Here is a 17,233-nt window from a genome sequence, read left to right on the forward strand (position 1 = left end):
CAATTCAATTAGCACAACCCGCACTTACATCTAGAGTGCGGGTATCTCTTTCTAGAATCTTCTATTCAGTTATAGAATCATGCCAATACACATTTATTGGGGCGAAGACGAGTTCCTGATGAGTCGCGTGATTAAACAATTGCGATCGCGCGTTCTCGATGAACGATGGGCGAGTTTTAATTACTCCGAATATCCTCCAGATTCAAAAGATAGCATTCCTCAAGCGATCGCGGATATTATGACTCCTCCATTAGGAACGGGAGGTCGGTTAGTTTACTTACCATCCAGCACTCTATTGGGAGTTTGCCCGAAAGAAATGTTGCAGCAGTTAGAGCACATCTTAGCGATCGTACCAGCCACTAACTTTCTGCTGATTACTACTATTAACAAACCCGATTCTAGGAACAAGTCAGTGAAGCTGCTGCTACAATTTGCCCAAGTTAAGGAATTTCCCTCGATTCCCCAGTGGCAGACTGACACGCTGATAAAGCAAGCGCGTAACTTAGCAAAAGAAACGGGGATCGAGTTCGCACCTGATGCTTATCGAGTATTGGTTGAAGCAGTTGGTAACAATACGCGCTTATTAGTGACCCAGTTAGAAAAACTTAAAGTATACGCCAATGGTGTAACTGTCAATGCCGATACAGTGAGAGAATTAGTTACCAACAATGCAACAAACAGCTTGCAATTGGCAAGTGCTATTCGCACGGGTAATGTCTCTTTGGCATTAAAATTGGTTGAGGATTTAATTGCTAGAAATGAACCTGCCTTAAAAATTGCTGCCACCCTGACGACAACATTTAGAACTTGGTTAGTCGTCAAACTTTGCATCGCTGCTAACTGGCAGGACGATAGCGCAATCGCGTTCTTAGCAGAAATCAAAAATCCCAAACGGCTTTACTTCCTACGCCAAGAAGTTGCTAGCATTCCAGCCAGCAATTTGCAGAAAGCTTTGTCGGTGCTGTTGGAATTGGAATTAATGCTGAAGAATGGATGGGATGAAAAGACTACTCTCCAAACCCAAATCGTAAAAATCTGTGCTTAGCTCTAGCTATAATCCAGTCAAATATGTCATCACAAACAACTGTATCTATTCCCATTGTTCCAACTGCAAACAATCGGGAACATGCTGTCAGCAAAGAACGAGCAATTGGTGAGTTTTCTGGTTTGGTGGGGCAATCAACAGCCGTATCTCTACTTGGAGGCGCGATCGCAACTAATCGAATTGCACCAGCATATCTGTTTGCTGGTGTAGATGGTGTGGGCAAAACACTGGCTGCTCGCACCTTCATCGCTCAACTCTTTGACACCCATAACCTCACTAACCATCCCGATCTATTATGGGTAGAACCAACCTACCTGGATCGGGGAGAATTGGTTAATCAAAGCGAGCTAGCTCACTCGGAGGTAAAGCCCAAGTCGCCGCCTCAAATTCGGATCGAGCAAATTAGAGTTGTTACTCAATTTCTCTCTTGCCGTGCGCTAACTGCACCTAGCAAAGTCGTAGTCATCCAAGACGCAGATCGAATGGCTGCTTCTGCTGCAAATGCTTTGCTGAAAACTTTAGAAGAACCAACCAGCGGCAGTATTATCCTGATTTCATCCCAGCCACAAAAACTACTACCTACCATTGCCAGCCGCTGTCAGGCGATCCCGTTTCATCGGCTGAATGGCAGTAATATGATACGGGTGCTGGAAAGACTTGGAAACGCGGAAATTACGAACGATCGGGCTGTCGTGGCGTTGGCTGCTGGTAGTCCAGGGCAAGCGATCGCCCACTACAACCAGTTGCAAACTATGCCAAAAGTGCTTGTAGAACAACTTGAGTTACCTCCCACTAATGCCTTGAATGCAATGCGCTTGGCGAAGGAAATAGATACGATGCTGGATTTCGAGCGACAACTGTGGCTGCTCGATTACCTTCAACACCTATGGTGGCGATCGCTTGGTAACACCAACTGGATAGAAAAACTGGAAGCAGCCAAAGCCGCCCTATTAAAGATGGCTTCTTCTAGGCTCGTTTGGGAAGTACTATTGCTGGGTAATTGATTATCGGCTAGCGCATAGTCATACTAGCTGGATGCGTCATGCCTAGATGAAAATCGACAATAATAGTGTAGTTCCTCAAAGGATAAACTGTAATGCAAAAGATTGTGCTACGTACTCGCGTTGGTAAAGATGGAATTTTGCATTTAGATGTACCAGTTGCGCTCCAAGATGCCGACTTAGAAGTTACGGTAACGGTTCAACCTGTCACCCCAACGCAGACAAAATCACCCGAAGAATTAGGCTATTCATCTGATTTTTTTGAACGTACATTTGGCTGTTTAAGTGACGAGCAATTAGAGCGAGAACCACAAGGGGAACTCCCAGAGCGGGAGCCGCTAGACTGATGTATTTACTGGATACCAATACTTGTATTGGATACTTGAAGGGTCGAGCAGTTGGTGTGAGGCAACGTTTAGAAGCAATACCGTCCACAGATGTCTTTGTCTGTTCTGTGGTTAAGGCTGAGTTATTTTATGGAGCGATGAAAAGCTCAAATCCAGAACGCACGCTGGCACGGCAGCAAGAGTTTCTCAACCAATATGTCTCCTTACCATTTGACGATAGAGCTGCCCTAATTTACGGACAGATTAGAGCTTTTCTTGCTATTAATGGTACGCCAATTGGACCCTACGATCTCCAAATTGCTGCGATTGCTTTGGCTAACAATTTAACACTAGTGTCTCACAATATTAGAGAGTTTAGTAGGGTATCTCAACTCAACCTTGAAGACTGGGAGGCAGGATAAGAAAGTAGATTTTGATAGGTGTTGAGCGCTAAGGCGCATCTGCCAAGAAGAGATTTATATTGTTGCTATTAGGATAGTCCCGCGATCGCCACTTGAGCTTTCAATGAGAAATGGATAACGCAGCAAGCGCTACGCGCAAAATTCATGAGAATTTAGGGAGTGTAATATGACCCAACAATTCATCAATAGAATCGAATTAGTCGGTCGCGTCGGTCAAGATCCAGCTACCCACTACTTCGAGTCGGGTGCGATGAAAACTACCTTGACTCTTGCTGTCAAACCACCTTATAAAAGCGATTTACCAATGTGGTGGGACTTAGAACTGTGGGGAAATATTGCCCAAGTTGCTACTGATTGGGTACGTAAAGGTTCGACAATTGGTGTTGCTGGAGAACTCAAATTTGATGTTTGGGTTGACAAAAATAGCGGCTTACCTCGTAGCAAACCTGTCATTAGAGTCAGCGAATTAGAGCTAATTAGCTCCTCTAAACGCGGTGAAGAACCCAATGCTTCTAGTCATGCTCCACAAGCTAGCATAGCTAACGCTAATTTTTAACGAAAGTCAGACCACACTTCACTTGTGGACGAAGTGCGGTTCGCTACTTCATGGCGCTACGCGCAACTAAACAGAATCTATTCGTCTGCAATGGAATATTATGATTAACGCAACTCTTACAGTGAAAATTCGCTCTTGTGACGAAACCCACGATCCTCAAGGAGTAAAAATAGTCTACGGCGATTGCTCGTTTCATTCTTACTCCAAAGATGGATTAGTAGAAAGCACCACGTCTTTTCGTGCGAAAGGAGCAGCTGCCGTTGCGATCGCTAGAGTGGAAGCCGGAACAGATGGTGTAGCCGTTGGTTATCCAGACATGGAAGTAGTAGACACTGGTAACGGATATAAGGAAAAGAAATGTACTCTATTTATTCGTAACTTCATTCCAACTGAATTTGGTCAATCCAAACTTACTGAGAAGCATTTACAATCTCAACTAGCAGAACACACTTTAGTTACAGCAGCCACAGCTAGTAATAGTGTGTCCGTTAATGAATTAGATATTCCATTCTAGTAGGATTAAGCGACAAATCTTTTCAATACAGATACTCCTGATTTAAATCTAGGAGTATATTTTTTCTTTGCTACTATCAATTAAGGAAGTTTTGTACCGGTTGACAAAACAATTTAATGAATTTATTCAACTTTATTCGATTGCCTTGACCACTGCGGCAGCAATATGAGATATTACTCTTTCGCGTGCCTCTAAAGTTGCTTTTGAACCAACGACAAATACTGCGATCGCAATTTGTCTTCCCTTGGGAGAAGTAACGGTGCCAACGTCATTGTTAGCAGTGCCGATGCCCAGTACGCCTGTACCCGCACCAATTTTATGAGCATACGAACAATCCTTATCTGCGCCACACGCCAATCTCGTTTTTTCCAGGATAAGCAGGTAGAGGTTGTAAGTTTTGGAACAGTGGCGTGTAATCTGGGCGCGTCCCTTGAGGTGTTGTATTTTCAGGAACTTAATTTTTCACTGGTTTGATGCCTTCCTTAAGATAAGCCACAATTGACCAAGTATTGCGATCGCTCAAGTTCTGATATACAGACCAAAACATCGGCGGGCAAATTGTATTATCGTGTTTGTCTTGTCCTTGGCGGAAGACATTGAAAACTTGTTGAGGTGTCCAGCTACCAATTCCCGTCTCTTCATCAGGGGTGATGTTGGATGGATAAATTTGGAATTCACCGATTTGAAACGGTTGCCCTGGAGTTCCTGGCAAGTACCCAGCTAACCACTCTGGATCGTTAGGGGTTTTGTTCGGACTGTGACATCCAGAATGGTTACCTAATGCCGTAACAATATACCTCCCGCGTTGAATCAGACGCGGGTTAGTCAAATCGCGAGCAAAATCGTTACGACTATTAGCCTGCGTTACTCCTAATGACAATATGCTAATGAGAACTACTAGAAACAGAAAACTTGACAAAATCCGCTATTTACTCTTCATTTCTTACCTCTAGGATGGATAGAGTCGAGCGAGAGGCATTGAAAGACCGAATTAATTTCCTTTGAGAAAGTCCAGCAGCGCAGGATTGACCAGATCGGCATGAGTCCAGTTGATGGCATGAGGACCGCCAGGTATGACCACGAGGCGACTGTCTTTAATTGACTGTGGCAGTCTCGCTGCGGTCGTTTCAAGTGGGAGGATGCGATCGGCATCCCCATGAACGATTAGGGTTGGCACGTCGATGCGTGGCAGATCGTCACGGAAATCGGTCAACCACGACGGCACGCAGTCTAAAGTTCCCTTGGCAGAAGCTCCTGCCGCGACATTCCAACTCATCTGGATGGCATCTTTGCTAATGCGATCGCCTCCTAGCACGTCCGTGTTGAAGAAGTTTTGGAAAAATGCTGATAGATACGCTGGGCGATCTTCAACAATTGCCTTCATAATGCCGTCGAAGACACTGCGATCGACTCCTTCGGGATTGTCGTCTGTCCTCAGCAGAAAGGGTGGCACTGGAGCCATCAGCACGGCTTTCTGCACCCGCTCCGAGCCATATTTGCCAAGATAGCGCGTGACTTCGCCTGTTCCCATTGAAAAGCCGATCAACACAGCATCATGTAAGTCAAGCTTGGTCATCAGCACGTTCAAATCGGCTGCAAACGTATTGTAGTCGTAGCCAAACGAGGGTTGGCTAGAAGCGCCGAATCCTCGGCGATCGTAGGTAATGACTCGATACCCCGCATTTAGCAGCACTAAGACCTGCTTTTCCCAGGAATGACCGTCGAGGGGAAATCCATGAATCAGAACAATCGGTTGACCTGTCCCCAGATCTTCGTAGTGGAGATCAATGGTTGCAGAATTTTCTTGACCGACAGTAACGTAAGGCATTGCAATCTCCTATGAATGCTGAATTTGAATTGCTAGCTGACCGCTCTGGACACAGCACCCTCTTAGATTTGTGTGAAGCCACCATCGACGAATAGCTCAATGCCGCTGACATAGCTGCTGTCATCTGAAGCCAGAAAAACAACGGCTTTGGCGATCTCGTCGGGCGCACCAGCTCGTCCCAATGGAATGTTGTTAGCTTGGCTCTCCACAAATTCTTTCAACTGCGCTTCACTGAGGCCCAGGAGATTGTAACCGGGAGTCGGAATGAGACCAGGGCTAATGGCATTCACTCGAATCTGGCGGTCTTTGAGGTCAACTGTCCAGGTACGGGCAAACGATCGCACGGCGGCTTTGGTGGCACCATACACACGGAAGGCTGGGGTGCCCTTGATGGAAGCAGTTGAGGCATTCAGGACAATGGAAGCGCCCTCTGGCATCAGTGGCAGTGCCTTCTGCACAGTGAACAGTAGACCCTTGACATTGGTGTTGAAGGTTTTGTCAAAGTGTTCTTCGGCGATCGATCCGAGCGGGACGAATTCGCCACCACCGGCATTCGCAAAGATTATATCCAAGTGACCTTGCTCTTGCTCGATTGTGGCGTAAAGCCGATCGAGGTCTGCCAGATTGGAGACATTGCCCTGAATGCCAGTCACGTTCTTACCAATTTCGTTTATAGCAGCATCAAGTTCAGTCTGACGACGACCCGTGATAAAGACATAGGCACCTTCAGCGACAAATCGCTTGGCAGTAGCAAGCCCGATGCCGCTGGTGCCGCCAGTGACGAGTGCAACTTTTCCTGAGAGTTTTTGTGACATAGTGTTTTCCTGGGTATGTGATTATTACTAATGCGATCTCCAAATCGGCAATTTACTTACCAATAAGCCCGCGAATCGTTTCGCCCTGATGACAAATGCCGAACGGACAGACATTCATTGGCTGGCCCAGCACCGACCATCTCACGATTCGCGAGGACGGTTCGCGCCGGGCTGGTCGAGTGCAGTGTCGGGTTATCCCGTCGCCCGCTCCGCCTGATGAATTCAGCCTGGAATACGGGCGATGACCTTGATCTCGAAGTCGAACCCCCCGAGCCAGTTGACGCCGATCGCCGTCCAATTCGGATAAGGCGCTTCCGGGAAGACTTCGCTTTTAACGGTCATGACCGTGCCGAATTGATTCTCGGGATCGGTATGAAATGTCGTCACGTCGACGATATCGTCAAGCCCGCATCCACCCGCTTGCAGGGTCGCCTCGAGATTGGCGAATGCCAGGCGAACCTGAGCCTCAAAGTCGGGCTCGGGCGAGCCATCGCTGCGACTGCCGACCTGACCGGACACGAACAGGAGGTCACCTGATCTGATCGCTGCGGAATAGGTCTGCGACGTGTAGAGGTCATGCCGACCGGCCGGGAAAACGGCGTCACGCTGGACCATATGGAATGCTCCTGTTGTGGGTCGCTGGAAATCTGAGAGTTTTTGTGACATAGTGTTCTCCTGGTTGTGTTTAGGGATTACAAGTTTGATTACGTCTCGTTCAAGCGGCAAAGCCGCCATCAATTTTGAGGCTCGCGCCCGTGACAAAAGTGGCTTCAGGACTGGCGAGATAAGATACCATGCTAGCCACCTCGTCACCCTGTCCATAGCGACCGAGGGCAGTCATCTTGGTCTGCCCTGCGGCAGAGTCTCCATCTATGGGATTCATATCGGTGTCGATCGCCACTTGGTCGCAACGTTTCGCACTGCCGATCGACTACTGCGCTACATACCCACCCTCTAACATCAATGTTTCACCTGTATTGATGTATGAACGACAATGATTTCTTGAACGATAGATGAAAGAATTCTCACCTGTCCGCCCTAATCAGTTTGTTATGTAGCAGCAACTGTTGGGATCTATTTCATTAATGAATTCATAATGGGGTGACAAACTCGATCGGATTGCCGTTATTGTCTTGAATCACACAGAGCCGAATACCCGGATCGGGATAGCTTCCGAGTTCGACAAATGTTTTCACACCCCGTCGATTTAATTCAGCAAGAACTGCATCGACATCTCGAACTCGAAAACAAAAATGTCCGATGCCTGTTGTCCTTAATCCTTCACCAAAATTAGTCGCGATCGGCATTCCTGATTGTGACTGAGTAGAGCCAATAATTTCGAGGCGAAAGCCATATACACTGAGATAAGCCAATTTCAGATCTGGGAAAACGCCTACTGTCCATTCATGTTCGATCGTCGCATCTAGCTTTTCTTGATACCACTGAAGCGTTTCCTCATAGTTCGGTACATTCAAGCAAACACGATCGATTTGCATCGAACTCAGAGGATTTGAGCCTAGAGTTGAAGATGTTTGAGTTAAAATTGTCATTTGAATCTCCTGTAATTGTGAATGTTCTAGATACCTCAGAGTCTTACCATGTGAGCGAATGGGGTGCGAGATGTCCGATCGTCGATCGAAACACATCATCTGGATCGTATTTCTGCTTAAGATCGAGCAATCGCTCATAGTTCGACCCGAAGGCAAGCCGATCGCGCTCCTGTTCTTGCTCCGAAAGGAGATTGATGTATCCCTCTCTCAAAGCATCATTGAGGTAATTTTGTTCCAACTTTTATCAAATCGGCAGCCTTTTCTCCAATCATAATTGCCGATGCATTTGTGTTTCCTGCGATCATAGTTGGCATAATCGATGCATCAACAACTCGTAACCCTTCAATCCCCCGTACCTTGAGTTGAGGATCGACAACCGCCATCCGATCGATACCCATTTTGCACGTCCCAACAGGATGCCATCCCGTACCGCACGTTTGCCGAATATAATCTTCGATTGCTTTGTCGCTCTGCACAGAACTTCCTGGAGCAATTTCCTCGCCCCGAAACTCATTAAACGCATCGGAGTACACAATTTGACGCAAAATTTTGAGTCCTTCAACCATCAGTTGCATGTCAGATTCTTTCTGAAGATAGTTGACCCGAATCAACGGTGGGTCGAAGGGGGAGGAGGAACGTAGTCTTACACTACCACGACTTTCGGGACGGGTGATGTAAAAGGGAAGGGTGAATGCCGGACCTTCATGTGCATAGGCAGGATCGACATATAAAATCGGAACAATTGTAAATTGCAAATTAGGTGCTTCATCTAAATTATTGTTGGTATGCATAAATAACCCAGCTTCTCCCCCATTACTACTTGGCGCAACGGGCACGTCAGTAGTAGACTGGTAGGCAATAACGGCAAGTGGGTGATCTTGAAGATTCTGTCCGACACCCGGCAAATCAACGATCGCAGGAATGCCTACTGCCCGCAGATGTTCGGCAGGTCCAATTCCAGAAAGCATTAGCAGCTTGGGGGACTCGAAGGCACCAGCACTCAAAATCACTTCGGAGTTGTTCCTAACTTGATACTCCTTTCCATTTTGGACATACGTTACCCCTACCGCGCGCTTTCCCTCAAAGAGTAAACGAGTCACCAATGCTCCTGTTTGAATGGTCAAGTTGGGGCGATCTTTAATCGGACGCAGAAATGCCACTGCTGTACTTTGGCGCTTGCCATCTTTCACGGTCACTTGGTAAAGTCCTGCACCTTCCTGCTGTACACCATTAAAGTCGGGATTTTGCTCATAGCCCTGTGCGATCGCGGCTTCCACAAAGCGTTGCGACACTTTTGCAGGAGAGAGTGGATCTGTGATGCTAAGGGGTCCATCAACCCCGTGAAATAACGATGCTCCCCGCTGCTGGTTTTCCGATTTCTTGAAGTAAGGCAAAACATCCTGATAACTCCAACCAGTATTACCTAATGCTTGCCAGCTATCGTAGTCACGTTCATTGCCTCGGATATAAATCATGCCATTAATCGAACTGCTGCCGCCCAAGACTTTACCGCGTGAAGATAAAATTTTGCGGTTGTTTAGGTAAGGTTCCCCTTCAGTTAAGTATGCCCAGTCCACTTCCGAGCCTAAGAGTGTAGTAGGCCACAAGTTCGGAACTTGAAGTTCTGGCTTGGTATCAGGACCACCCGCTTCGAGCAGCAATACTTTAGTATTAGGGTCTTCTGTAAGACGGTTGGCAACAACGCAGCCTGCTGAACCAGCGCCAATCACAATATAGTCATATTGAGCCATTTCATGTTTCATACATGTAGTTGTCATGATTTCTCCTTTTCAGGTAATTGTTTGTTGAATGATGGCGACATTAGTGGGTTGGCGATCGCAAATTCTGCTGCTAGTCGCGCCCTGCCACAATAATCTTTTCTGCTAGACCGACTGGGTTAGAAAACATGACCTCATGACTACCGGGCATTTGTACAAGCCGAAATAGCCCCAAGCGGTTAGACATTCTCGGATGCCAACCCCACTGTTCGCCTTGAGGGAGGACATTATCTTCTGTACAGTAGAGGTAACTTTTAGGAATGGGCAGCGAGTAAAACTGCTTCAGGTCTAATTTGTCAATCCACGGTTGATACGGTTCAGGGGATAATCGTGCGTAACTGGATCGAGCCAGTTCGAGGTCAGCATCATTGAGAAGCGCTTCTCGCCAAAGCTCAAACGGCATCACCATCGTACGATCGTCCGATTCTCTAGCTAGAGAGTCAAATAACGCTTGATAATGCGGCGGAAGGCTATCTCTGAGGCTTTCTCCATCATTGAGGACAAAAGCATCTAAGAAGATCAGTCGTCTAATGCGATCGGGAATCGCTTCAGCAACTTTCGCAATGATTGTTCCGGCAAAACTATGACCTAAGAGAACAATATCGGTTAAGTCTTTGCCAACAATGGAATCGACGATCGATTGCGTACATTGAGCATGGTTAACGTTTTTATCTACGCTTTTACCATGTCCGGCGATCGTGGGAGCAAAAGCTTGATGTCCTTGCGCTTGTAAATGTTTAATGACAGTTTCCCAAGCAGAACCATCGTGCCATGCGCCGTGAACTAAGACAAAAGTTAACATTGAATGATTCCCCAACAATATATGTAGGAGCTAGCAATCAGAAACGCGCCGAGTCCTGATTGCAGGTTTGGGCGTTTGTGTGCTGACTCCTACACTGAGTCGCGATCGCTGGCACGATCGATTAGTGCGTTTGAGGGCAAGCTTGGATCGATCGCCTTACGCGCACTTTCAACACCCACAACGGGTAGTGTACCCGGATCGAGCAAGCCGAGTTGAACCAATACACTTGCCTGATCCCAGTAGATGTGTTCGTGGGCTAGCTTGTCGCCACGGAACTGAACGATCGCTACCAATGCCACTTCAACCCGTTTCCCTGTCGGAGCAATGCCAGGTAGCATCCAGTCCATTCGGATGGTATGAGTGAACTTAACCAGCATTTCATCGACAAGCCGATCGGTTCCAATCGTGCGCGAGATTGGGATTAGCTCCATGTCTGGCGGTATTTGTGGAATGCCGTATTTGGAATAAAACTCGCGCAGTGCTGGTTTCCCTACTCCCCCAGTCATTACCGGAATGTCATTAACATAAGCATCCTCAACCATCGTGGCAAGAGCATCTTCAACGTTGTGAGTGCCAAACTCGTGTCGCAGATGCTCATCCCAGAGTTCTTGCAAAGACTCCTGGGCTGGTGTCAGGTTGCTAGTTGCCTTTATATTTGCTTGTTCGTCTACAGATTGCTGTTTGACCATGATTGGATTCTCCTAGTTCTATCTGTTTAAGGTGTATTGAGTTCCAAGGCTCGACTTCTTTCAAATTCTTACAATTATTGCTTCAACATCGGCTTCTTTCGTGACATTTGCTTGCACAAAAATCGCCTCTCCGCCAGCTTCCTGAATCAATCGAACGGTTTCTTCACCTTCATCCATTCGACGACCCACCACCGCCACCTTTGCTTGTTGTTGGGCATAAGCGATCGCGGCTGCACGACCAATTCCTGAAGTTCCTCCAGTGACTAACGCCACTACCCTGAAGTATCATTGTGTTTCTCCTTCTGTCAATGCCATTAGATTCAAGTACTAATTAGAGAAGATGCTTGTAGCCAGATGCATTTACGCCTCGTCTATGGCGCGGTTGCAGCACGATCGATGAGCTTGGCAACGGCATCTGAATGGGAAACCATCACGACATGGGACGCGCCATTCACAACAACGGTTTCCTTTGAGATAGCGCGCTTCGCCATGAAAGACAGTGCCGCTGGAGGAATGTTCAAGTCGCGATCGCCATAAATAAACCAGGACGGGGTAGATTTCCATGCGGGCGCACCGGAGGCTTCGTTCAGGGCGGCTTCTGTAATCGGGCGCTGGGTGCTAGCCATCAGTTGCGCGTCGCTAGCGGGCACATCCGCAGCAAACTGGGCGTGGAACTTGTCCTGCTGAATGTAGAGGTCTTTACCACCATCGGTTAGTTCAACTGGTGGCGCGAGTTTTGGTCCGAGCGTGCTGCCCGGATAACGTCCTGAGAGTTCAATGGCAGTTTCGCCCGCATCAGGAGCGAAGCCAGCAACGTAGACCAGTGCCTTTACATTCTTGTTGCCGTTGACCGCATTGGTGATGACTGCGCCTCCGTAGGAATGCCCAACTAGCACAATGGAACCCTTGATATCCTTAAGGGTACTGGCGACATAAGCTGCATCGCTCTTGACACCGCGCAGGGGATTAGCCACAGCAACCGTCGGGTAGCCTTTGGCGATCAGCTTGGTCAAGACACCGTTCCAACTAGAAGACTCGGCGAATGCGCCGTGGACGAGGACGATCGTGGGCTTGTTAACTTGTGCATTTGCAGTACTCATGATAGCTCCTAGAGAAGTGATGGTAAGAGTTCCTAAAAAGAGAGTGACAATCAGAAGCAGGCGGATGCTGTTCCTGAAGTTAAGCATGTTCATAGTGCGATCTCCTGGTGAAGGCGGTAGTCACAAGGTATTTGCGAATGTTTGAAGTTGTGCTACTTGGGGCTATTTTTCAGGTGATGATTTAAAGCGATCGGTGAGGACAGTCTAACTTTTGGTAAATTCCAGCACAATTTTCCCTTGCGTACCCCCCCGCTCTAGACGCTGATGTGCTTGAATTATCCGCTCCCAAGACAGCGTTGAATCAATGACGGGGCGAAGCTGAGTGCGCTCGATTAGTTTTGTTAAAGCATCTAATTTTGCTCGGTACTGTGGCGTGAGAACAAAATGGATAGTCAGATTCTTGCCCCATGCTTCGATGAGTGATTGCGGCGTTTGAGTGTCTACAATACTCACAAGCCTGCCAAATGAGCGAATAATTTCTGGGCTACGCTGGATTGTTTGCCCACCGATCGTATCCAAAACTAAATCAACACCTAGCTCATCTGTTTCCTGATAAATAACTTCCGCGTAATCTTCGTTCTTGTAATCAATGGCTCGATCTGCACCAAGTTTTTTGACAAAATCGAGATTTTTAGAACTGCATGTTGTAAAAACATAGGCTCCCATTGCTTTTGCAAGTTGAATCGCCATTGAACCAACGCCACCAGCACCCGCATGAATTAGAACTGATTCCCCAACTTGAAGATTGACCCTCGTCACTAGACAATCCCAAGCCGTTCCTCCTGCGAGAGGAAAACACGCTGCTTCAATGTGCGACAAGTTAGAAGGCTTAAGCGCAACAATCCCTGCATCAGCAACATGATATTGAGCATAGCTGCCAGATTCTCCAAAAATCTGCGGCGAGTAATAAACTTCGTTTCCTACCTCAAAGTCTGTCACTGACTCTCCAACTGTCTCAATAACCCCTGAAATGTCAACTCCGATAATTGCCGGTAATCGAACCAAGTCTTTGTAATCACCACGGCGAGTCTGATAATCAACTGGATTGATCGATGTCGCACACACCCTTACTAGAACCTGATTAGGTTTTGGTATTGGCTTGGGCACAGTTTGAATCTCAAAACTCTCAGCACCACCAAATGTTGTCAGTACGGCTGCTTTCATACATTCCATCTGTGCTAACCATCCTTGCTTTATAATCAACGGTAAAGGTATTTCAATACCACTCAACGTAAATGGTTCTCTCTTGTCCCGCAAGTCAGCACCATCTAGTAAGGTAGTTACTGTTCAGTCGCAAATGCAGTTATCACAATCCCGTAACTTGCCAAAAAAAATCCCTGCTTCTCAACCAACTGTGGCTCATATCGTAGAGCATACTCTTGGTTGTAAATGGATGCTGGAGGTTTTACGCTTAATTCGTCAAGGTATCAACCGCCCAGGAGCAATGACTCGTGCAACTGAGGGATTGACCACTAAGGTTTTGAATGAGCGATTAGTAGATCTTGTCAACTTTGGTATTGTTGAGAAAGTTGCTTATCCAGAAATTCCGCCCCGCGTGGAGTATAAGTTGACTGCCTTTGGCTCTCGGTTCGTTGAAATTCTGGATATGATTGACGATCTAGAAGAATATTGCCAAAGTCGCCTCTAGAGCATTGGGATAGATAGTAGTTTATGTGCAAGTTAAAGCGCAGCCCAACAACCGCGCTGCACCGGAACGCTTCAATAGAGTGTGACCAAAATTTGATGTATTAGGCGGCGAGAGTGAAGCCATAGCGATTAATTTTTGACCAGAATTGTTGCCATCGACCTTCGGTGTAAGTCAAAGTTCGTAGACTCAAGACAATCCCCGCACCACGTTCTTTCCATTTCATCCCTGCACCGCACAAACGTGCTTTGACAATGACTTTACAGGCAGCTTCGGTGACTCCCGAACCAATAGGTAAATGACGGGCAACAGCTTCGGCATAATGCATTTGGTGGTGGTGGTTGCGAAAATAGGTGATGGCGTCTTGCAATCCAGATCGAATAGACTCGGACAACCGTTTGGGGTCGAGTGATTCCATTTCTGCCAATAGACGAGTGGCAGCGCCGACTTCGTGTTTAAGAGTGTGGCAATGGGTGTCCATCCAGGCTTGTTGATACTCATCACTACGAGGATGGATGGCTTTGGCGACCTTGCCCAAATACTGCGTGACGTGGTAAAAATCTAACACTTGAGTGTGGGTAAGTGGCTTTAAAAACGTCCAGTTCTCTTGTGCCCCATCAGCTAACCCTTGATAATGGGCATGTGGGTATAACCGCTTTACCTGTTCGACTTGGAGTTGCATCCGCCCAAGAAAAAACTCTCGTCCATGTTCTGGTGCCGCAGCAACGTATGTCGTGTGTTGACGTTCTCCTAAAGCGTCGTACAAGCTAATGGTGCCGACCATTGCTTGCCGAAAACCATCCTCACATAACAACATGCACGTTCCATCCACCCCAATGCTCACCGTCTCAATAGTCGGTAACTTTGGTGTTTGATAGTGCCAATCTTCTTCTTTGAGTAAGGCGATGGTGCCGACAGCTTCTGCCAAGGTTTGTACACTCGACCGATGTACTTTGAGTCCATGATTCTCTCGTAAGTCCTCCACCAGGCGCACACTACTCATCTGTGCGTATTTATGACTGATTTGTTTGGCAAATCTCGGTGTCGAGGTGATGATGATGCGAGCATCCACTTCTAATGGACATAAAGTTTTCCCGCCATCACTAGTTTGGTAGACATGGCGCTGAAGAGCTACCATTCCGTAGGGGGTTTGATAAGTCTTGGGCAATTGCCCTTTGCTGGTCCAACGCATACCGCCACTCTCAATCGGAGAACCATCAGTGTCAAACTGTTTAAGTGCTTCTCCACTCGCCTTAGTTCCTGCCTCATTCAACACTGATTGGAGTGTTTCTTCTGTTTCTAAAAATGTCTTTTGCAATGGCACTACGAGCTGGAGTGTGACAAACTCAGCATTGCTTTCTACAATTGTTACACTCATGTCCCGCTCTCTCCACCTGCACCTGCTTTGTCTAAAGCATACCAGGTTCTCTTTCTCACATCAATATCTGGTCACACCCGTCTGAAGTAGGCAATGAAACTCAAAGACGCTCGCCATATGTCAGCCTCTGCCCAAGAAGCTCTGCGGTATCGAGTCGTAAATGCAATTGAAAATGGCATGAGTAAATCAGAGGCATCTCGCGTGTTTAAGGTGTCGCGTACCGCAATACATAATTGGACAAAAGCTACAGCAACCGAAGGCTCAAAGGCATTAAAAGCCAAAAAGCGTGGACCCCGCTCCAGCTCGCGACTGCTGCCCCATCAAGCAGCAACAGCGGTACGGCTAATGGAGTTGCAGTGTCCAGATCAATTAGGTTTGCCGTTCTACTTATGGACTCGTGAAGCAGTACAACAATTTCTCCTCAGACGCTTTGAGTTATCAGTGTCGGTGTGGACAATCGGGCGTTATCTGAAAAAATGGAATTTTACACCACAGAAGCCACTGCGCCGTGCTTACGAGCAAGACCCACTAGCAGTCAAGCACTGGCTAGAAACGGAGTATCCACAGATCTGTCGTACTGCTGAGCGAGAGAATGCAGAAATTCATTGGGGTGACGAGATGGGTGTCCGCTCTGACTACCAAACAGGGCGTTCCTACGGTCGAGTCGGGCAAACGCCAGTCGTACCAGGAACGGGTAAGCGCTTTAGCTGCAATATGATTTCGACCATCACAAATCGTGGCAAGCTGTGCTTTAAGCTGTTCGCACAACGTTTTGACTCTGCTGTGATGCTTGATTTTTTGCGTCGCTTAATTCGTCACAGCTGCCAAAAGGTGTTTTTGATTGTGGATGGTCATCCGGTACATCGATCTCGTGCAGTCCACCAATGGCTAGCAAAACATGCAGATCGCATCCGCTTGTTTTTCTTGCCTGCTTACAGTCCCGAATTGAATCCCGACGAATTACTTAACCATGATGTTAAAGCCAATGCTGTCGGACGACAACGCGCCAAAAATAAAACCGAGCTGATTGACAATCTTCGTAGCTATTTGCGTAGCACACAACGTTACCCTCACGTTGTGCAAAACTTTTTTCGTGAGAAACATGTTGCTTACGCCGCTGCCTAAAACTGTTCACTATTCTATGCTCTGGTTAGTAACAATGCCGCGTTTAACGGCAACAATTACAGCTTGGGTGCGATCGCTGACATCTAAACTTATTCAAAATCCGATTCACATGAGATTTAACCGTGCCTTCACCGATACTCAAAGCCGCCGCAATCTCGGCATTACTCATCCCCTGTGCCAGCGAGCGGAGTACCGCCAGTTCTCTTTCACTCAGTTCTGGGTTGCTGAGGCGCTGTACCAACTTTGCTCCCACATCGGGCGGAATATACTTCTGACCCCGATGAACGGTACGAATAGCATTTAGAAGCTCGTCAGGTTCAGTTTCTTTCAACAGATATCCTTTTGCGCCTGCCTGCAATCCCCGATAAATATCTTCGTCACTATCATACGTTGTCAGGACAATAATCCGAGCAGATTTAGATTCAGCGTGAATGGCACTAATCGCTTCAACTCCTTCAACTTCAGGCATTCGCAGATCCATCAGCGTCACATCTGGTTGGTGTTGGCGAAATAAAGCGATCGCCTGTTTCCCATTTTCGGCTTGAGCGATCGCTGTCATATCTGGGTCACGGCTAATAATCGTGGCTAATCCTTGCCGAAAAATGGCGTGATCGTCCGCAATTAGAACCCGAATGGTTGTGGCTTGGCTCATCGTGACG

At 47.3% G+C, this 17,233-nt stretch carries 21 protein-coding genes and 3 pseudogenes; 8 read left to right on the forward strand and 16 right to left on the reverse strand.

Going from position 1 to position 17,233, the window contains the following annotated elements; translation table 11 throughout:
* Positions 1 to 79: 79 nt before the first annotated feature.
* From holA to CHRO_RS19065, 6 genes are all read left to right on the forward strand, one after another.
* On the forward strand, positions 80 to 1,045 hold the full coding sequence (gene holA, locus CHRO_RS19040) for a DNA polymerase III subunit delta (RefSeq protein ID WP_015155855.1): 966 nt from the start codon (positions 80 to 82) through the stop codon (positions 1,043 to 1,045).
* Positions 1,046 to 1,068: 23 nt separating this feature from the next.
* The gene (locus tag CHRO_RS19045; protein WP_015155856.1) at positions 1,069 to 2,049 is read left to right on the forward strand and encodes an AAA family ATPase; all 981 of its coding nucleotides are present in this window, start codon (positions 1,069 to 1,071) and stop codon (positions 2,047 to 2,049) included.
* Positions 2,050 to 2,141: 92 nt separating this feature from the next.
* The gene (locus tag CHRO_RS19050) at positions 2,142 to 2,393 is read left to right on the forward strand and encodes a hypothetical protein (RefSeq protein WP_015155857.1); all 252 of its coding nucleotides are present in this window, start codon (positions 2,142 to 2,144) and stop codon (positions 2,391 to 2,393) included.
* Positions 2,390 to 2,794 (forward strand): type II toxin-antitoxin system tRNA(fMet)-specific endonuclease VapC, encoded by a 405-nt coding sequence (vapC, locus tag CHRO_RS19055; RefSeq protein WP_041462542.1) that lies wholly within the window; start codon positions 2,390 to 2,392, stop codon positions 2,792 to 2,794. Before CHRO_RS19050 ends, vapC begins: the two co-directional genes overlap by 4 nt.
* A gap of 166 nt (positions 2,795 to 2,960) precedes the next feature.
* The gene (gene ssb, locus CHRO_RS19060) at positions 2,961 to 3,350 is read left to right on the forward strand and encodes a single-stranded DNA-binding protein (RefSeq protein WP_015155859.1); all 390 of its coding nucleotides are present in this window, start codon (positions 2,961 to 2,963) and stop codon (positions 3,348 to 3,350) included.
* A 121-nt stretch (positions 3,351 to 3,471) separates the two neighbouring features.
* Complete coding sequence (locus CHRO_RS19065; RefSeq protein ID WP_181824201.1) at positions 3,472 to 3,864, forward strand: hypothetical protein; 393 nt, start codon at positions 3,472 to 3,474, stop codon at positions 3,862 to 3,864.
* Between the two features lie 132 nt (positions 3,865 to 3,996).
* Here CHRO_RS19065 and CHRO_RS19070 read toward each other — a convergent pair whose 3' ends face one another.
* The 14 genes and pseudogenes from CHRO_RS19070 to CHRO_RS19125 form a co-directional block, all read right to left on the reverse strand.
* On the reverse strand, positions 3,997 to 4,221 hold the full coding sequence (locus CHRO_RS19070) for a serine hydrolase (protein WP_041462543.1): 225 nt from the start codon (positions 4,219 to 4,221) through the stop codon (positions 3,997 to 3,999).
* A 97-nt stretch (positions 4,222 to 4,318) separates the two neighbouring features.
* Positions 4,319 to 4,783 (reverse strand): hypothetical protein, encoded by a 465-nt coding sequence (locus CHRO_RS29845; protein WP_015155861.1) that lies wholly within the window; start codon positions 4,781 to 4,783, stop codon positions 4,319 to 4,321.
* A gap of 72 nt (positions 4,784 to 4,855) precedes the next feature.
* Positions 4,856 to 5,692, reverse strand: coding sequence for an alpha/beta fold hydrolase (locus CHRO_RS19080; RefSeq protein WP_015155862.1), 837 nt, complete (start codon positions 5,690 to 5,692; stop codon positions 4,856 to 4,858).
* Positions 5,693 to 5,754: 62 nt separating this feature from the next.
* The gene (locus CHRO_RS19085; protein WP_015155863.1) at positions 5,755 to 6,507 is read right to left on the reverse strand and encodes a glucose 1-dehydrogenase; all 753 of its coding nucleotides are present in this window, start codon (positions 6,505 to 6,507) and stop codon (positions 5,755 to 5,757) included.
* A gap of 222 nt (positions 6,508 to 6,729) precedes the next feature.
* A complete protein-coding gene (locus CHRO_RS19090) occupies positions 6,730 to 7,122 on the reverse strand; it encodes a Rid family hydrolase (RefSeq protein WP_041463302.1) in 393 nt (130 codons plus the stop codon).
* A gap of 100 nt (positions 7,123 to 7,222) precedes the next feature.
* Positions 7,223 to 7,402 (reverse strand): annotated as a pseudogene (locus tag CHRO_RS30720) (SDR family oxidoreductase); the annotation flags it as partial.
* 196 nt (positions 7,403 to 7,598) lie between these two features.
* Complete coding sequence (locus CHRO_RS19095; protein ID WP_015155865.1) at positions 7,599 to 8,057, reverse strand: VOC family protein; 459 nt, start codon at positions 8,055 to 8,057, stop codon at positions 7,599 to 7,601.
* A 43-nt stretch (positions 8,058 to 8,100) separates the two neighbouring features.
* Positions 8,101 to 8,295 (reverse strand): BBE domain-containing protein, encoded by a 195-nt coding sequence (locus tag CHRO_RS30725; RefSeq protein ID WP_199755791.1) that lies wholly within the window; start codon positions 8,293 to 8,295, stop codon positions 8,101 to 8,103.
* Positions 8,273 to 9,808, reverse strand: a complete 1,536-nt coding sequence (locus CHRO_RS19100; protein ID WP_041463303.1) for a GMC family oxidoreductase — start codon at positions 9,806 to 9,808, stop codon at positions 8,273 to 8,275. The genes CHRO_RS30725 and CHRO_RS19100 overlap by 23 nt, the downstream gene beginning before the upstream one ends.
* A 100-nt stretch (positions 9,809 to 9,908) precedes the next feature.
* Positions 9,909 to 10,637 (reverse strand): alpha/beta fold hydrolase, encoded by a 729-nt coding sequence (locus tag CHRO_RS19105; RefSeq protein ID WP_015155867.1) that lies wholly within the window; start codon positions 10,635 to 10,637, stop codon positions 9,909 to 9,911.
* An 89-nt stretch (positions 10,638 to 10,726) separates the two neighbouring features.
* Entirely contained in the window at positions 10,727 to 11,326 is a 600-nt protein-coding gene (locus tag CHRO_RS19110) for an ester cyclase (RefSeq protein WP_015155868.1), read from the reverse strand.
* Between the two features lie 72 nt (positions 11,327 to 11,398).
* Positions 11,399 to 11,599 (reverse strand): annotated as a pseudogene (locus tag CHRO_RS19115) (SDR family NAD(P)-dependent oxidoreductase); the annotation flags it as partial.
* A 98-nt stretch (positions 11,600 to 11,697) separates the two neighbouring features.
* A complete protein-coding gene (locus CHRO_RS19120) occupies positions 11,698 to 12,519 on the reverse strand; it encodes an alpha/beta fold hydrolase (protein ID WP_015155870.1) in 822 nt (273 codons plus the stop codon).
* Between the two features lie 111 nt (positions 12,520 to 12,630).
* A complete protein-coding gene (locus CHRO_RS19125; RefSeq protein WP_015155871.1) occupies positions 12,631 to 13,599 on the reverse strand; it encodes a zinc-dependent alcohol dehydrogenase family protein in 969 nt (322 codons plus the stop codon).
* Positions 13,600 to 13,723: 124 nt separating this feature from the next.
* Here CHRO_RS19125 and CHRO_RS19130 point away from each other — a divergent pair, with 124 nt between their 5' ends.
* Positions 13,724 to 14,074: a winged helix-turn-helix transcriptional regulator gene (locus CHRO_RS19130; RefSeq protein ID WP_015155872.1), complete on the forward strand. Its 351-nt coding sequence runs from the start codon at positions 13,724 to 13,726 to the stop codon at positions 14,072 to 14,074.
* 100 nt (positions 14,075 to 14,174) lie between these two features.
* Here CHRO_RS19130 and CHRO_RS19135 read toward each other — a convergent pair whose 3' ends face one another.
* Positions 14,175 to 15,449: an ISKra4 family transposase gene (locus CHRO_RS19135; RefSeq protein ID WP_015155873.1), complete on the reverse strand. Its 1,275-nt coding sequence runs from the start codon at positions 15,447 to 15,449 to the stop codon at positions 14,175 to 14,177.
* Between the two features lie 93 nt (positions 15,450 to 15,542).
* On the opposite strand from CHRO_RS19135, the gene CHRO_RS19140 reads away from it, so the two are divergent.
* Positions 15,543 to 16,574, forward strand: coding sequence for an IS630 family transposase (locus CHRO_RS19140; protein ID WP_015155874.1), 1,032 nt, complete (start codon positions 15,543 to 15,545; stop codon positions 16,572 to 16,574).
* Positions 16,575 to 16,583: 9 nt separating this feature from the next.
* Here CHRO_RS19140 and CHRO_RS19145 read toward each other — a convergent pair.
* A pseudogene (locus CHRO_RS19145) lies at positions 16,584 to 17,226 on the reverse strand (response regulator).
* Positions 17,227 to 17,233: the final 7 nt, after the last annotated feature.

Origin of the sequence: Chroococcidiopsis thermalis PCC 7203 (assembly GCF_000317125.1) — a bacterium.
Taxonomy (GTDB): Bacteria; Cyanobacteriota; Cyanobacteriia; order Cyanobacteriales; family Chroococcidiopsidaceae; genus Chroococcidiopsis; species Chroococcidiopsis thermalis.

What these genes read in the sequence shown, in the direction of transcription:
- CHRO_RS19130 (WP_015155872.1), top strand. Translation starts at nt 13,724, where the DNA reads ATGCAGTTATCACAATCCCGTAACTTGCCAAAAAAAATCCCTGCTTCT.
- CHRO_RS19080 (WP_015155862.1), bottom strand. Translation starts at nt 5,692, where the DNA reads ATGCCTTACGTTACTGTCGGTCAAGAAAATTCTGCAACCATTGATCTC.
- CHRO_RS19100 (WP_041463303.1), bottom strand. Translation starts at nt 9,808, where the DNA reads ATGGCTCAATATGACTATATTGTGATTGGCGCTGGTTCAGCAGGCTGC.
- CHRO_RS19140 (WP_015155874.1), top strand. Translation starts at nt 15,543, where the DNA reads ATGAAACTCAAAGACGCTCGCCATATGTCAGCCTCTGCCCAAGAAGCT.
- CHRO_RS19085 (WP_015155863.1), bottom strand. Translation starts at nt 6,507, where the DNA reads ATGTCACAAAAACTCTCAGGAAAAGTTGCACTCGTCACTGGCGGCACC.
- CHRO_RS19095 (WP_015155865.1), bottom strand. Translation starts at nt 8,057, where the DNA reads ATGACAATTTTAACTCAAACATCTTCAACTCTAGGCTCAAATCCTCTG.
- CHRO_RS19045 (WP_015155856.1), top strand. Translation starts at nt 1,069, where the DNA reads ATGTCATCACAAACAACTGTATCTATTCCCATTGTTCCAACTGCAAAC.
- CHRO_RS19105 (WP_015155867.1), bottom strand. Translation starts at nt 10,637, where the DNA reads ATGTTAACTTTTGTCTTAGTTCACGGCGCATGGCACGATGGTTCTGCT.
- CHRO_RS19120 (WP_015155870.1), bottom strand. Translation starts at nt 12,519, where the DNA reads ATGAACATGCTTAACTTCAGGAACAGCATCCGCCTGCTTCTGATTGTC.
- holA (WP_015155855.1), top strand. Translation starts at nt 80, where the DNA reads ATGCCAATACACATTTATTGGGGCGAAGACGAGTTCCTGATGAGTCGC.
- CHRO_RS19135 (WP_015155873.1), bottom strand. Translation starts at nt 15,449, where the DNA reads ATGAGTGTAACAATTGTAGAAAGCAATGCTGAGTTTGTCACACTCCAG.
- CHRO_RS19125 (WP_015155871.1), bottom strand. Translation starts at nt 13,599, where the DNA reads ATGGAATGTATGAAAGCAGCCGTACTGACAACATTTGGTGGTGCTGAG.
- CHRO_RS19090 (WP_041463302.1), bottom strand. Translation starts at nt 7,122, where the DNA reads ATGGTCCAGCGTGACGCCGTTTTCCCGGCCGGTCGGCATGACCTCTAC.
- CHRO_RS19110 (WP_015155868.1), bottom strand. Translation starts at nt 11,326, where the DNA reads ATGGTCAAACAGCAATCTGTAGACGAACAAGCAAATATAAAGGCAACT.
- ssb (WP_015155859.1), top strand. Translation starts at nt 2,961, where the DNA reads ATGACCCAACAATTCATCAATAGAATCGAATTAGTCGGTCGCGTCGGT.
- CHRO_RS19050 (WP_015155857.1), top strand. Translation starts at nt 2,142, where the DNA reads ATGCAAAAGATTGTGCTACGTACTCGCGTTGGTAAAGATGGAATTTTG.